The organism is Bacillus sp. DHT2 (genome assembly GCF_026241455.1).
In the GTDB taxonomy this organism is placed as follows: Bacteria; Bacillota; Bacilli; order Bacillales; family Bacillaceae_G; genus Bacillus_A; species Bacillus_A pseudomycoides.
On sequence record NZ_JAPHWH010000007.1, the window covers coordinates 102,723 to 117,503 of the forward strand.

Below are 14,781 nucleotides of genomic sequence, written 5' to 3' on the forward strand. Positions count from 1 at the left end.
CTGCTCACAAATAAAAAGTGCATCCGAAAACGAGTGCCTTTTTGATAAACTGTTACTAAGTTTCAAAAACTACACCTTATCTCTTTCATTTTATATAAATCTATACTGATAAGATGTACATAAAAGGAGCTGCCCAAAAGTAGTACTTTTGGACAGCTCCCTTAAATAAACGATTATGCTATTTTGCTCTTAGGACCTTTTCTCTCATGACCAAATTGAACGATAAATAAGAATACCGTAGATAAAATACCGCCTGCTAATAATAGAATGAAACAGCCGTCCCACCCAGAGCGATCAACGATAACACCAATCGCTGCGTTTGCAACTAAGCTTCCTCCTAAATAACCGAACAGGCCGCACATACCAACTGTTGTACCTACTGCAAATTTTGGTACTAATTCCATTGCACTTAAACCAATTAAAAATTGTGGTACATAAATTAAGCAACCAATAATCGAAACTGCAGCACTCACAACAAGTATATTCGATGCTTGCCAGTATACTACCGTTCCAATAACAACACCAACCATGCTAAACACACATAGTGGCATACGTTTCCCTTTGAATAACTTATCACTTAACAAACCTACGATTAATGAACTTGGAATTGCCATTGCTTCAAAAATTGAATATGCTGCATGCGCTTCTGTTTTTGTAAATCCTTTAACCGTTGTTAAATAAATCGGTACCCAGTTAATAACACCGAAACGAATTAAATATACAAATGCATTCGCAATACATAAATACCAAATAAATTTGTTTTTCACTACATATTTCATCAAAATTTCTTTTGGTGACATTTTGTTGGCATTATCTGCCTTCTCAAGATCTTCATAATCATTGCGATATTCATCAATTGGTGGAAGACCTGCAGATTCTGGTGTATCCTTCGCATTCACCCACATAAGAACTGAAATGACCATTGCAATTATCGCTGGGAAGATAAACACGCCGGCTTGCCAATGACTTTCACCGAAAATACCAACACCAATTCCAACAAGCGGTGGTACAAGCATCGCACCAATATTATGTGAAATATTCCAAAGTCCTGTTTTTGTACCGCGCTCTTTCTTCGAGAACCACTTCGTCATTACGGTACTACAAGGAGGCGCTCCCATTCCTTGGAAAATATTATTGAAAACTAATAACGTTAAAATCATGCCAAATGAAGATGCAAAACCAAAACAAATATTTATAATTGCTGATAAGAATAAACCAACCGCAATAAAACGCTGCGCATACGCTTTATCTGATAAATTTCCCATAAAGAACTTACTTAGTCCATACACAATCGCCGTAACGGAACCTAATAAACCATATTCCGTTGTACTAAAACCATATTCTTTTATTAAATACGTACTAGATAACGTAAAGTTACTACGAACTAAATAATACGCTGCATATCCAACTGAAATTCCGAGCAGCACACGAAGACGTAGTAGTCTGTATACTTTGTCAATCATATTCGCTGGCAAACGCTCAATTACTGGTGCAGGCTTAAGCCAATTAAACATATTATCTCTTCTCCTTTTTTCACTTTTGAGAGAGACGTTGTCTATTCCATATCTCGATTACTCCACTATCTGATACATTTTTGCTCGTTCTTCTAACAGGCTGACCTTCTATTTCTTTCTGATTCTTCGCAAGCATTGTTGGTACGCCAAACGAAACTTTTTCTAAAATATGCCCTGCTTCTTCTGATAAACAATAATCAATAAATAAATCCGCTATAATACCACTCGGTGCATGTTTCAGTTTCGAAATTGCATTGACAGATAACCCCGTTTGCTCAGGCACTTTACTCAAAATCGGAAAGCCTTGTTTTTGAAGCATCCGTTGATCTCCCATGAAGTTAATACCAATCATATATTCACCGCTTGCCACATACTCAACAGGCATATAACCATTCACCGTTACCTCTGCAACTTGCTTGGCAAGGCTCCTTACATACCCCTTCGTTTCTTCTTCACCAAATGTATCAATAAGTGATTGGAACAACGTATAAGCTGTTCCTGAAACATTCGGATCAGGCATGACAATCTTTCCAGCATACGCTGGATGTAATAAGTCTTTCCACTCCGTTGGATATGAAAGTCCTAGCGGTGCTATTTCCTTATTCCACCGCTCTTTATTAATCGCGATGGCAAGCTTCTCTACTTCATAACCATACCAAAAGCCATCCTTATCTTTAACGGCTTTTGAAATGCTACTTGCATGCTGGCTTGTAACAGGAATAGATAGATTTTTTTGCTTCATCATTTGATGCGCATCCAATGTACCTCCAATGATGATATCGGCTTTTGGATTTCCCGCCTCTTCTTCCACTCTTCTAAGCAGCTCTTCTGTAGAAAGACGAATAAACTCATACGTACATCCACGCGGTTTACAAAACGATGATAAAAGCGCTTCACCAACTTCTTCACGGGCCGCGACATACGCGACAAGATGACGATCTTTCAAAATTGGAAGACCATTTTTACTATATTTGATAGAGGTAGTATCTTGAGAGCAACTAGACATCGCTCCTCCAATTACTAGCAAAAAGAAGAAAAAGGCTATCTTTCTCATGAAACATTCTCCTTTACAAATAGATTTGCTAGGGAGCCTTTCATATACATCACATTCCCATTATTATCGCCAAGATATTGCACGACAAAGTAAGAAGGATATACAGAAATCGTCAAAATATCCTCACGTTCATTCTTTACATGTTTACCATTTTGATAAGCAGTAATATAAGCGATTGGATCCTTCTGCGATTGCAGCAATTTCTGTATTTCTCCATAGTCCGTAATTTGCTTTGCTTGCCGAATCGAATCAAGTATTGGCGTAAGATTCGTAGTACGCACTACATCACCTTCTCGCAAAACAACTTCCTTTGCTGATGCAAAGAAATCGCTAATACGCTCTGGCGTATAATATAGGCCCAGCAAATATGTTTGAAATGCGGAAATCATCGGATCTGTACCATTCTTCCCATATACATTTGCCTCGTACTGGAACAAGTCACCTACTGCAAAAGTACGCCTATGTCCATTCAAGTACGTTACTTCTCCAGTAAATACTTGTTCGTGGATCTTCGCTTCTGTTTGCTTCATTCGAATTCGGTCAAAGAATGAAACAATCGCATGTAGACGAACTTCATCTGTTACAACTACTTCTCCCCACTTCTCATGTCTTACTTTCACTTCAGTAGGAAGAGATTCACTTGCTCTTTCTAAAACGGCCTGCTTGTCATCTAAGGTTGTAACGCGGTTATACAATTGCTTTTCTATGGCAAAAAAAAATACAAAAGCAGCAATCGTACAAAAGACAAACAAGAGAATTTGAAATGATAGCCTTTTCATTTCTGCCTACCTCCACAATAAAAAAACGTTGTTTCGAAAATACCGCATAATTGTTTCATAAATGTATCATTTAACCGCTTTCAAGTTTTTTATATCTTCCATGTACCTTGGTAATAGAAATGTGATGACTACCAGCGTTCCCATTTCCTCACTACTTTCAATTCGCATGCTTCCGCCTTGCTTCGTCATAATCTCCTGACAAATGAACAAACCGTATCCATTTCCATAACTAGAAGAGAGTACTTTTCCTTCCCGAGAACGATTCCACTCTGCAAGTATCGCTTCATCCATACCAATCCCATCATCATGAATGAAGACTTTCGCTTCCTCTTCATTTTTAGCGACATTCATCCTCAATTGCGTGGCATCACTATATTTAATCGCATTATCAAACACATTCAAGAAAATCTGCTTCGTCTTATCAAAGTCCGCAACAACATGTGCCTCCGTTAATTCATTTATAACTTCTATCTCGTATTGCTGAAGACGAGGCTTCACGATCGAAATTGCCTCTTCTACAATTTGCTTTATATCCACAATCGTCGGAGAAACTTCAAACGTACTCGTTCCATACTTCGAAGATTGTAATAACTCCTCAACGAGTGATAATAGACGCTGACTTTCAATCGAAACATAATGAAGACTTTCCTCTACATCTCGCGCAGATTGCAGTTTCGGAATTAAATCTACATATCCAATAATTGCAGTGAGCGGCGTTTTTAGTTCATGTGTAATTCGGTCCAAGAAATCCTTTTGCTTCTCTTTCTCTTCCTTTAACTGCCTCATATGCAGCTCAATCGCATCAGCCATCGCATTGAAAGATGCTGATAACTGGGCAATTTCCACATACTCATTTAGCTCAATCTTACTTTTATAATCCCCATTTGCGAGCCGCTTTGCCATTTGTCTTAACTGATCAATTGGCTTATGAAGAGACTTCGCTAAACGAATCGCAAAGAAAATGCCGCCTGCTACTAAACAAATCGATGTAACGAGAAATGTCCAGCTCACATTCGTTAAAACTTCTTTCTCATCTTGTAATTCATTAATAAAGCGAATTGCCCCTATGACATCGCTTCCATGATAAACCGGACTCGAAAATAAAAGAAGTGGTGCTGGATCATCATTTTCAAACACATATGCCTTCTTTCCTCGTAAGGACTGATCAATATCTATATTCTTATGAAGCAAGGCCCCTTTCTCTGTATCGGCAACGACCTCTCCATTCTTTCCAATCATCTGCACACGAATATCCATCCGCTTCGCTAAATAAGAAGCAATCAAGAGTGAATTCGGCCCTAGTGTCTCCACTTCTGCTTCCTTCTCTAAATAATTCATCGTGTAAATTTGTGCTTCTACACTTAACTTCTCTAAAGAACCTGCTGCATTATGATACATATTCTTTTCCAGTGCAATGTAAATCACCGTATAAAGAAGAAACAAAATCGGAATCAATAATCCTACTATACCAAGTACCATATTTCTTTTTAACGACATCTTATCACCTTTTAACAATCCAACTTATAACCAACGCCATAAATCGTCTTAATATGTTCTCCGCTTGCTCCAAGCTTCTTCCGAAGGCGCTGCACCATAATATCAACTGCTCTCGTATTTCCGCTATACTCAAAGCCCCATACTTTCTCTAATAGCTCATCGCGCATAAACACACGCTGCTTATTAGAAGCAAACAACTGGCATAAATTAAACTCACGGTACGTTAAATCAATTTCTTCTCCATTCACATGCACTTTTCGTTCCTTCGGATAAATGACTAACTCACCGGCCCGAATGACCTTATCACCCTTAGGTACCCCGTGCTTCATTACACGCCGTGCCATATTCTTCACCCGAAGAATCAACTCTGCATAATTGAATGGCTTCGTCACATAATCATCAGCCCCAAGCTGAAGACCAAGCAACTTATCATTCATCTGACTCTTCGCTGTTAACATGAGTACTGGAATATCTCGGTCCTTCTCCCTGAACAACCGAAGCAGCTCATAACCATCCGTATCCGGAAGCATCACATCCAAAATCAATACATTCGGCTCTTCATCCCACCTTTGCAGCGCCTCTTTTCCATCAGCGGCCGTAAGCACTTCATATCCTTCCATCTCTAGCTGCATCCGAATTAAATTCCGAATGCTCGACTCATCATCGACTACAAGTATTTTCATGGTTCCCCTCCTTTCGCAGTACATTTTAGTATAGCAAATATCCCATACAAAAAAAGAGTGCACTATCGAACATATGTTGAACGACAATACACTCTCTTTTATAAATCACTCTTACTTCGTATATCCATGTGGCTTACTTTGATGCCAATCCCACGCATGTTCAATGATTGTTTTCACATCTGTATATTGCGGGCTCCAGCCTAATTTTTCTTTTGCTTTTTGAGACGATGCAACAAGGCGCGCTGGGTCTCCAGCTCTTCTTGGCGCAACTTCTGCTGGGATTTCATGATTTGTTACTTCGCGAACTGCTTCAACAATTTCTTTTACACTAAATCCGTTACCGTTTCCTAAGTTATAAAAGTCACTGTCTCCGCCATTTTGTAAATCTTTCAGTCCAAGGAAATGAGCCGCTACTAAATCATCAACATGGATATAGTCACGAATACATGTACCGTCTGGTGTATTGTAATCATCACCAAACATCATGATTTTCTCACGTTGTCCTAAAGCCACTTGCAGTACAAGGGGAATTAAATGCGTCTCGGGACGATGATCTTCACCAATAATACCGCTTGGCGTTGCACCAGCTACATTAAAGTATCTGAAGATCTTATATTTTAAATTAGAAGCTTGGCTATACCAATGCAACATTTTTTCAATCGCTAATTTTGTTTCTCCATATGTGTTCGTAGGATTTGTTGGTGTTTCTTCTGAAATTAACTCAACATCTACATCTCCATATGTTGCGGCGGTTGATGAGAAGATAAATTTATCAATTTTAAACTCATCCATCACCTCTAGTAAGCATAGCGCACCGTATACGTTGTTATTATAGTATTGAAGCGGTTTTTCCATACTTACACCAACTAAAGAATCCGCTGCAAAATGCATGACTGCGTCAATTGTTTCTTGCTTAAAAATGTCTCTTAAGAAACTTTTATCGCGAAGATCACCTTTATAAAATTTCACGCCTTCTGCAATAGCATCTTCATGACCTGTTTGTAAATTATCAACTACAATTACAGATTGTCCTTCATCAACTAACTTTTTTACAGCATGAGAGCCAATATAACCAGCTCCGCCGCACACTAAAATAGAACCCATGTTCTCCACACCCAACTTTTAATGAATTATTTTACCCTGCTATCTGCGGACAGAAAAACCTCTACATCAAAGAAGATAGGTAGAGGAGCACTGCCTGATCGATAAGAACCTTCCATCATTTTGGGGATAAAGCGCCCCACTGATGGAAGGTTCACTTTATAGTACTTTTTAACCTATAAAATATAGCTTATCTTCTTTTATTTTATAGGGCAAGTTAAATTCCAATTATTTCATAAAACCATCAACAATGATTATTTCGCTAAAACAGCTAGTTTTTCTTCTACTTTCTTCAAGTCCAGGGCAGAATCAATTTCAAAACTATCATTGCTACCAATTTTGTACAAATGAACATTTAAATTTTGAATGTTATCTTTTACAATATTATCCCAGTACAGTTCACTGAAATCTTCCTGATTTACTACTTCTTCTAGTTTCTTCACAATATGGATGCCATCTTCTTTTGACCAGTACGAAATACCACATAAGATGTAGTCATCGTTACCATCACCAATTTCAATATCATATACTTTACGATTTTCGTCATGCTTAATGATCCATTCATTACGGAAATCTTCTTTCTTCGCACTAAAGTATAGGGATGACTCTGGGTTCTCTATAAAAATATTACGGTGTAAATAAACATCCGCATCCATTACATATGCATCTTGTAAATATTCACGAACTAAATACATCGTATAAATGTTGTTGTACACATTATATTTGTCATTGTGCACAAGCTTCACATTATACTTCTCAACAAGATAATCAAATTTCTCTGCTAAATAGCCTGTTACGACAATAATTTCTTCTACACCAATTTCCTGTAAATATTCAATTTGACGCTCTAGCATCGGCTTGCCATTTACTTCTACTAATGATTTTGGAGTCGTTAATGTTAATGGACGTAAACGAGTTCCCATACCCGCCGCTAATAAAATCGCTCTCATGTTACTTCACCTCTATATTTTTTCGCTTTTGTAAATTCAGTTATATCTGCAACTGTTAATATAGCTCCTACAAGGATCGCAATACAACAAATAATTAACTTCCATGAAAACGGTGATCCTAATGCTAACATAGAAATGACAACCGCCCATGCAGAATACGTAATGTTAAGCGCCATCGCTTTTGTCGGTCCAATTTCATGAATTGCCTTATAGTAAAACACATAGGAAGCTGTTCCAACTAATGCAACCACAATGATTAAAATAAACTCGCTGCTCATCACAACTTCTTTTGTTAAGAAATGCCCTCCAACTGAAGGTAAAATAACAAGTCCATATGTGACTGCTGAAACAAGCTGACGAATTTGAAGTGCCTCTTCTGGAGATACTTCTTCATCTTTCATACCGTACGCACAGATAACACATTCTAAGCCCCAGCCAACGATACAAATAAGGACAAAAATAAATCCTAACATATAGTTTTCCGTTGCAAATCCATCGCCTGTAAATCCAAGTACGATAATAAATGCAATACTAATGATAAGTCCAAGCCAATTCCATGAACGAAGACGGTCTTTCAAAAACACAAATGCAAAAAATGCACCCACTGCTGGATATACAGCTGAAATCGCTGCTGTATAAGAAGCCCCGATATACTTTACAGCTAATACATAAAACGTCATCCCAATTGGTCCGCCCATAAGTGCTCCTAACATAACGAACCGTCCACTTCTCGTTTTCAGCTTAGAAAGGGCCGTTTTGAGTTGACCCTTTATCGCCATATAGATCATCATCCATAATGTGGACATAAAGTCGTGTAAAAACGTACTAACTAGAGGAGCAAGAAACACAACTTGTTCTGTTGCTAACATCAGTTGTGAAGATAAAATAATCCCAATCAATACCGTATCTACAGCCCAAGCAAAACCAGAAAATATTCCATAAAATATTCCTTTACTTTGCACTTTTCTCATCGTTATATCCCCCACTACAACTCTAAGAAGAGCTGTAAGTTTTTCTTCACACGATTATAGCGATCCATTCCATATGTCCCAAAATCACTGCCTGTTGCTTCTTTAATCTTCGTCCAAATACTCCATAAGAAATCTTGGAAAATCTTATTCATCAATATTCTTCTCTGGTAAGACTCTTCTACTTCCTCGTTAAAATAGTAGGATAAGAATAACTCCTCCTCTTCTGAAGAAAAGTCGCACTCTAAACTATGTGCTGCAATATCCCACATCGGATCGTTCATACCGCCATATTCCCAATCGATTAAGTATATTTTGTCTTCTCCACTCTTAACAAAGTTTTCAGGAACCGTATCATTATGACAAGCAGTTAACGTAACATCCATCGCCTCATACATATCCTTTAACCGCATTACTTTGTTCTTCACTTCTGCATAATCATCAAAGTTAGAGCCGTTTACTTTATTTAAAAGCCCTTCATAATGCTCTATTTTTTCAAACACATTGAAAGTATTATTCATTTCGGCATTTGAACTGTGTAATTGTTTTAATATATTCGCCGTTAACTTCATATTATCACTGCGTTTTGCCGTTTTCGGATTCAATGTTTCTGCGTTTGGAATTAACTCTGCTAATTTCACACCAGTTTCTTCATTAAAGTATAGAAGTTCTGCATCAATTCCTAATTGGCTCGCTAAATTAGAAGTTACCATTTCATCACGGCGACTAATCATATCTTCTGTACCGCTTCCTGGAATACGTAGCACATATTCGGATTTTCCAACACTTACTTTGAAATTCGTATTCGTCATACCACCAAATGGCTGAATATCTGTAATTTCATCTTTTGAAATAGAAAGTGCTTCCGAAACATATTTTTTAATTTGTCGTTCTTTAAACTCTGCTTCTTTTTTCACTAAGCGAGGATAGATTTTATTTTTCACAACTTCATATTGCTTCGGTGTATCAATCTCTGCCCATACAACATCTGGTAACTTTGCATAGCCGACATCGTACAACCTTGCAGCATCAAGAAGTAAATATTCATAGTTCACATATGGATTTTGATTATGACGGAATGTTGCTAACATGTTCATGAACACTTCATACGAGATTTTAGAAATCCCAACCATCTCACCATCAATACGATTTAACTGATGAATGTCCTTTGAAATTTTATACAGATAGCCATCTTGAATCTCAACAAACGCTTCATCACCAGATCCACTCTCATTTGTAATGAGTACACAGTCCGGTTCTGGATGATGTAACACTTGCACAAGTGCCTTCTCTTCGATTAAAATATCATCTTCAATTAATAAGAAATCATCTGTAATCAGTTCCTGAACCTCTGCTAGCGATGCCATTGATCCTGTCCACTTATATTTCGGGTTTTCCACAAAGTGCACATTATGACGACCTGTCCAACCTTCAAACTGCTCCTTCTTATAGCCAACAACCACCACAATTTTTTCAATGCCATTATTTTTAAGGATTTCTAAACTGCGATCTAACAAAAGCTTTTCCCCAACCGTTAACAAACCAGATGGTTTTCCAAACTCATGACGCTTACCAGCCGCAAGAACAACAGCTTGCGTAACCTTCTTGCCCTCTTTGCGATGGACTCTAAGCTTCTTCCCTTGGTAAGCCGCTAGCTCCTGTCGCATGTATTCAAAGCCTTTCTGGTACAAATAATAATTCATGTACTTCCCTGACTTTTTGCTATAGATGTATTGATTCTTCGTTAAATCATTCATAATATAATTCACTTTACCAACAGATATATTGCACTGCTCTGCAATCTTTTTTTGGTTCATCTGTGGATTTTGATTGATAACCTCTAATATATTTAATACTTGTTGCATAGAGCTCCCCTCCATCACCCGATTTCATCCGTTCATTTTTTGAACATATCATTATCATATCATCTATGGACATAAACGTAAATATTTTGTAAATTTAATGTATGCTTTGTAAAGAACATCCTTTATGAATAATATTAGTGAAAAAACATAATCAATAAAAGTATAAGGAACAACATATAAAAAGACTGTAGTTGCGTGTCAATTTATCACTGATGTATACTTAAACTTATGATTGTAATCTCTTTCCATGCAATCTGAACCATAAAAAATTTGTCGTATCGATTAGAACAATGGAGGAATTTATTTTGGATTCAACACAGTTAACACCTTTAGAGCAAGCTCAAAAAGTGATGCTGGATATGCTCATAACGGTTCATAAAATCTGTAAAGAACATAATATTAAATTTTGGATCACAGACGGTACTTTACTAGGGTCTGTTAGACATAAAGGATTTATCCCTTGGGATGATGATGCAGATCTTGCTATGCTAAGAGAAGATTACGATAAATTTTTGCGCATTATTCCAAACCATTTACCAGAGCCATATAAACTAGAAACAGAAAAAGTAAACACACACGGCAAACATAACTGGACGAAAATTCTCTATCTAGATGATTTTGAATGGCAAGAAAGCGATGGTACACACCGAAAAGGAATATCCATTGATATTTTCCCATTTGACTACGTTTCAGAATCGGCAACGCCGTTAGAAAAAATTGTCCAAAAACTTGCCGCAATCAATTATCCTTCAAAAATAAACGGTCCTGCAGATGTAGCAAGAAGAATTCTAAACAAATCGAAATTCTTTAAACTATATGTAAAAGGCCTTAAAAAAACAAACACTGTAACATACGGAATGGAAACCGGCTATTACAGATGGCATAACTTCGAGCTTAGTGAAATCTTCCCGTTAAAAGAAGGAATTTTCGATGGACACATGTTCCCTGTTCCAAATGATGCAGATCGCTACTTATCAGGAATGTATGGAGACTACATGCAAATACCAGAAGAAAGTAAACAAAAAGCTCATATGCAAAATTTAAAAGTTGGATAGGCTACACATATAAGATTTGGACAAAAATAAGGCGCTACCTATCCTTTATACATAAAGGATAGGTAGCGCCTATTATTTACTATATAAATACAAATTGAAAAACCGACATAAAATCCTTCTTTTCAGGTGGGAGAGAGCATCCAGCCATGTATAGAAGCCGTCAGACCCTTTTCCTGCCCCATGCCAAGGAAAAACAGAGAGAGAAAACAAATAGCAGGTCACCTTTTGCTGTTCTTAGCAGCTTATATATGAGACATCAAAAAAAGTCTAATGTCCCATTACAGGATCATTAAGCTTATTCCTTATACTCAACTACTATTTTGTTAACTCTAAATGAGCTTTTAATTTATTAGACAAATCTTTACGATCTTTATCAGGAACGAAATAGTACCAAACACCATCCTGCTTATGACCGTCACCAGGAATTTGAATTTCCTCTTTTTTATTCATCGCAGCTTTATAATTACTTTGAAGATCCCACATTTGATCTTGATTTAAATTTGTTTTTACGTTTTTCTCAACAGCACCTAACATCGTGCCAAGTTTTGTAATAGATGATATGTTCGCGCCTTTACTAATAACCGCTTCTAGCACTTGACGCTGACGCATTTGACGACCAAAGTCACCGCGTGGATCTTCCTTACGCATACGCGTATACTTCAGTGCCTGCTCGCCATTTAGATGAATGTTCCCTTTCTCAAATGACATACCTTCAAGCGTAAATGCCAAGTCATTATTCACATCGATCCCGCCAACAGCGTCAACAATATCACGGAAACCTTCCATATTTACTTCAATATAATAATCAATTGGAATATCTAAAAAATTTTCAACCGTCTTCACAGACATATCAATTCCACCAAATGCATACGCATGGTTGATTTTATCTTTCTTCCCTTTCCCAACAATCTCCGTATATGTATCACGAGGAATACTTACAATTTCCATCGAACTTTGCTTCGGATTTAATGTTAATAACATAATCGAATCCGAACGCCCTTTATCTGCCCCACGCTCATCTGCACCTACTAATAAAATAGAAACAGGTTGTTTATTTCCTAACTTCACATCAGTAGAACGTTTCTCAGAATGATCTCGTTCAAGCGGCGTATACACTTTATCTATTGTCCCCGAAACGGATGAGTACAGATAATACGCATAACCGCCTCCTGCAATGACAAGAACGCCGATAATACCCAGTATCCAAAATAGAATTTTTTTCATTATATAACCTTCTTTCTTGAATCAGCTTTATAGGTTTTTAAGGAATAAAGTACCACACCCATTATACATGGGATTAGTTTCTATATCCAAATTATTCTATAATTTCATACATATATGTTTTCTCATTAGATACCTTACCATACACAAAAAGCCTCGTCTTATCTAGCATAGGATAAGACGAGGCCTTTTCACGTTTACATTATTTCTTCAAAAAAATTGATGATATGTCTAGCAAATCATAAAGAAAGCATTTACAAGATCCTATTCACTTCATACATTCTGCTTCTTGGTAGCCATCCTTATTATTCGACTGCCATTTCCATGAGTCCGCGCACATTTCTTCAAGCCCGCGCTTTGCTTCCCATCCTAATTCACGTTTCGCTTTAGATGCATCTGCAAAACATACAGCAACATCTCCAGGACGACGCTCTGTAATTTTATATGGAACGGACTTTCCTGAAACTTTCTCGAATGCTTGTACCATCTCTAGCACGCTATATCCAGTACCTGTACCAAGGTTATATGTATCTACACCTGTTGTATGTAATACTTTTTCAAGAGCCTTCACATGTCCATTCGCAAGATCAACAACGTGAATATAATCACGGACACCTGTACCATCTTTTGTCGGATAATCGTTTCCAAATACACTTAGTTCTTTTAACTTACCAACTGCTACTTGCGTTACATATGGCATTAAGTTGTTCGGAATTCCATTTGGATCTTCCCCCATACGCCCACTTTCATGTGCACCAAATGGATTGAAATAACGAAGTAATACAACACTCCACTCAGAATCAGCTACAACTACATCACGCATCATTTGTTCAATCATCAACTTTGTTTGACCGTATGGGTTTGTTGCATTTAAAGGAAATTCTTCTGTAATTGGTGATGTTTCAGGAAGACCATATACCGTTGCTGATGAACTAAAAATCATTTTCTTTACATTATGCTTCTGCATAACATCGCATAATATTAATGTACTTGTAATATTGTTATGATAATAAGTAAGCGGAATTGCTACTGATTCTCCAACTGCTTTTAAGCCAGCAAAATGAATGACTGCCTCAATTATATTTTCTTTAAAAATCACATCGATTGCATCACGATTTAGAAGATTTTCTTCATAAAATTTAAACTGTTTTCCTGTTATTTCTTTCACTCGATTCAACGATTCTACTGAGCTATTAGAAAGGTTATCAACTACTATAATATCATAACCATTATTTAATAATTCCACGCATGTATGACTGCCGATATATCCTGCTCCACCTGTTACAAGTATCGCCATAATGAAGACCTCCCAGGGTTATTTATTTCTTATTTATTAGCTTTTCATTACTTCTCTTTGTGAATTCCAAACAGAATGAGTTCCAACACATTATATCTATGTACTTCCTATTTTTCATTTTGCATCAAGAAAGCCCAATTGCATAAAAGGGAATTGGGCATGACTATTTCTCTAAATCCGGCTTAGACACAAGCTTCGTATACACAATAAAGCGATCCGGAGCATCACCAATATACTCAAACGGATAACATGTCGTTAACGTTAATGTCTCATAATCAGTTGGAACGATAATCGTCTCATCATTCGCTCCCGTAATTTTGAAATCTGTTATTTCATAAACACACTCACCATACGGCGTTTCAAATTTGATTTGATCACCTTTCTTCACATCTTCCAGCTTACGAAAACTCGTATTCCGGTGTCCGCTTAACACAACATTCCCGCCTTGTCCTGGCAACGTACTCCCAGCAAAATGTCCGACTCCTGATTTCAGCTCTCTCGGGTGCGTCCCTTCTACAACAGGAACCTCATAAGAAAGAGAAGGAAACTTCAATTCACCAAGCTTCTCTCCTGGATCAGGAATTTTAGACCAAATTTGTTTAAACTCTTTTTCAGCCTCTGCAGGCTTATACGGTGTAACAACTATATGAGCTAACAATGTTGTTTGCTTTGTAAGCTCCCAGCCGAAAAAAGCAATAATCCCAAGACCTAACAAAATAACGGAAACAGGAATCCCGATGATTACCCATCTCCATTTTGACTTACGCTTATGTACTTTCTTTCTTTTTTCCATAGGG

General features: G+C 37.3%; 13 protein-coding genes. 1 reads left to right on the forward strand and 12 read right to left on the reverse strand.

Annotated features, from left to right (window positions below; translation table 11 throughout):
* Positions 1–173 precede the first annotated feature (173 nt).
* From pgtP to ORL93_RS17715, 9 genes are all read right to left on the reverse strand, one after another.
* On the reverse strand, positions 174–1,514 hold the full coding sequence (gene pgtP / locus ORL93_RS17675; protein WP_006096585.1) for an MFS transporter: 1,341 nt from the start codon (positions 1,512–1,514) through the stop codon (positions 174–176).
* 19 nt (positions 1,515–1,533) lie between these two features.
* A complete protein-coding gene (locus ORL93_RS17680; protein WP_265959327.1) occupies positions 1,534–2,568 on the reverse strand; it encodes an ABC transporter substrate-binding protein in 1,035 nt (344 codons plus the stop codon).
* Positions 2,565–3,347, reverse strand: a complete 783-nt coding sequence (locus ORL93_RS17685) for a DUF3919 family protein (protein WP_265959328.1) — start codon at positions 3,345–3,347, stop codon at positions 2,565–2,567. Before ORL93_RS17685 ends, ORL93_RS17680 begins: the two co-directional genes overlap by 4 nt.
* Positions 3,348–3,413: 66 nt before the next feature.
* On the reverse strand, positions 3,414–4,844 hold the full coding sequence (locus tag ORL93_RS17690) for a HAMP domain-containing sensor histidine kinase (protein ID WP_097795186.1): 1,431 nt from the start codon (positions 4,842–4,844) through the stop codon (positions 3,414–3,416).
* A gap of 11 nt (positions 4,845–4,855) precedes the next feature.
* Positions 4,856–5,527: a response regulator transcription factor gene (locus ORL93_RS17695; protein ID WP_097795185.1), complete on the reverse strand. Its 672-nt coding sequence runs from the start codon at positions 5,525–5,527 to the stop codon at positions 4,856–4,858.
* A gap of 111 nt (positions 5,528–5,638) precedes the next feature.
* The gene (gene galE, locus ORL93_RS17700) at positions 5,639–6,631 is read right to left on the reverse strand and encodes a UDP-glucose 4-epimerase GalE (protein WP_003202222.1); all 993 of its coding nucleotides are present in this window, start codon (positions 6,629–6,631) and stop codon (positions 5,639–5,641) included.
* A gap of 251 nt (positions 6,632–6,882) precedes the next feature.
* A complete protein-coding gene (locus ORL93_RS17705; protein WP_033799240.1) occupies positions 6,883–7,578 on the reverse strand; it encodes a CTP--phosphocholine cytidylyltransferase in 696 nt (231 codons plus the stop codon).
* On the reverse strand, positions 7,575–8,549 hold the full coding sequence (locus tag ORL93_RS17710) for a DMT family transporter (protein WP_018764992.1): 975 nt from the start codon (positions 8,547–8,549) through the stop codon (positions 7,575–7,577). The genes ORL93_RS17705 and ORL93_RS17710 overlap by 4 nt, the downstream gene beginning before the upstream one ends.
* Positions 8,550–8,563: 14 nt before the next feature.
* Complete coding sequence (locus ORL93_RS17715; protein ID WP_265959329.1) at positions 8,564–10,411, reverse strand: NTP transferase domain-containing protein; 1,848 nt, start codon at positions 10,409–10,411, stop codon at positions 8,564–8,566.
* A 290-nt stretch (positions 10,412–10,701) separates the two neighbouring features.
* Between ORL93_RS17715 and ORL93_RS17720 the strand changes: the two genes are divergently transcribed.
* Entirely contained in the window at positions 10,702–11,466 is a 765-nt protein-coding gene (locus tag ORL93_RS17720; protein WP_309534123.1) for a LicD family protein, read from the forward strand.
* 315 nt (positions 11,467–11,781) lie between these two features.
* Here ORL93_RS17720 and tagU read toward each other — a convergent pair whose 3' ends face one another.
* From tagU to ORL93_RS17735, 3 genes are all read right to left on the reverse strand, one after another.
* Entirely contained in the window at positions 11,782–12,690 is a 909-nt protein-coding gene (gene tagU, locus ORL93_RS17725) for a polyisoprenyl-teichoic acid--peptidoglycan teichoic acid transferase TagU (RefSeq protein WP_098909811.1), read from the reverse strand.
* Positions 12,691–12,955: 265 nt separating this feature from the next.
* Positions 12,956–13,984: a UDP-glucose 4-epimerase GalE gene (gene galE / locus ORL93_RS17730; RefSeq protein WP_006096592.1), complete on the reverse strand. Its 1,029-nt coding sequence runs from the start codon at positions 13,982–13,984 to the stop codon at positions 12,956–12,958.
* Positions 13,985–14,147: 163 nt separating this feature from the next.
* Positions 14,148–14,777, reverse strand: coding sequence for a class D sortase (locus ORL93_RS17735; RefSeq protein WP_097795183.1), 630 nt, complete (start codon positions 14,775–14,777; stop codon positions 14,148–14,150).
* Positions 14,778–14,781: the final 4 nt, after the last annotated feature.

Bases quoted from the DNA above. Each gene is read 5' to 3' on its own strand.
- ORL93_RS17690 (WP_097795186.1), bottom strand. From the start codon at position 4,844: ATGTCGTTAAAAAGAAATATGGTACTTGGTATAGTAGGATTATTGATT.
- ORL93_RS17720 (WP_309534123.1), top strand. From the start codon at position 10,702: ATGGAGGAATTTATTTTGGATTCAACACAGTTAACACCTTTAGAGCAA.
- ORL93_RS17680 (WP_265959327.1), bottom strand. From the start codon at position 2,568: ATGAGAAAGATAGCCTTTTTCTTCTTTTTGCTAGTAATTGGAGGAGCG.
- ORL93_RS17715 (WP_265959329.1), bottom strand. From the start codon at position 10,411: ATGCAACAAGTATTAAATATATTAGAGGTTATCAATCAAAATCCACAG.
- galE (WP_003202222.1), bottom strand. From the start codon at position 6,631: ATGGGTTCTATTTTAGTGTGCGGCGGAGCTGGTTATATTGGCTCTCAT.
- ORL93_RS17735 (WP_097795183.1), bottom strand. From the start codon at position 14,777: ATGGAAAAAAGAAAGAAAGTACATAAGCGTAAGTCAAAATGGAGATGG.
- ORL93_RS17710 (WP_018764992.1), bottom strand. From the start codon at position 8,549: ATGAGAAAAGTGCAAAGTAAAGGAATATTTTATGGAATATTTTCTGGT.
- galE (WP_006096592.1), bottom strand. From the start codon at position 13,984: ATGGCGATACTTGTAACAGGTGGAGCAGGATATATCGGCAGTCATACA.
- pgtP (WP_006096585.1), bottom strand. From the start codon at position 1,514: ATGTTTAATTGGCTTAAGCCTGCACCAGTAATTGAGCGTTTGCCAGCG.
- tagU (WP_098909811.1), bottom strand. From the start codon at position 12,690: ATGAAAAAAATTCTATTTTGGATACTGGGTATTATCGGCGTTCTTGTC.
- ORL93_RS17705 (WP_033799240.1), bottom strand. From the start codon at position 7,578: ATGAGAGCGATTTTATTAGCGGCGGGTATGGGAACTCGTTTACGTCCA.
- ORL93_RS17685 (WP_265959328.1), bottom strand. From the start codon at position 3,347: ATGAAAAGGCTATCATTTCAAATTCTCTTGTTTGTCTTTTGTACGATT.
- ORL93_RS17695 (WP_097795185.1), bottom strand. From the start codon at position 5,527: ATGAAAATACTTGTAGTCGATGATGAGTCGAGCATTCGGAATTTAATT.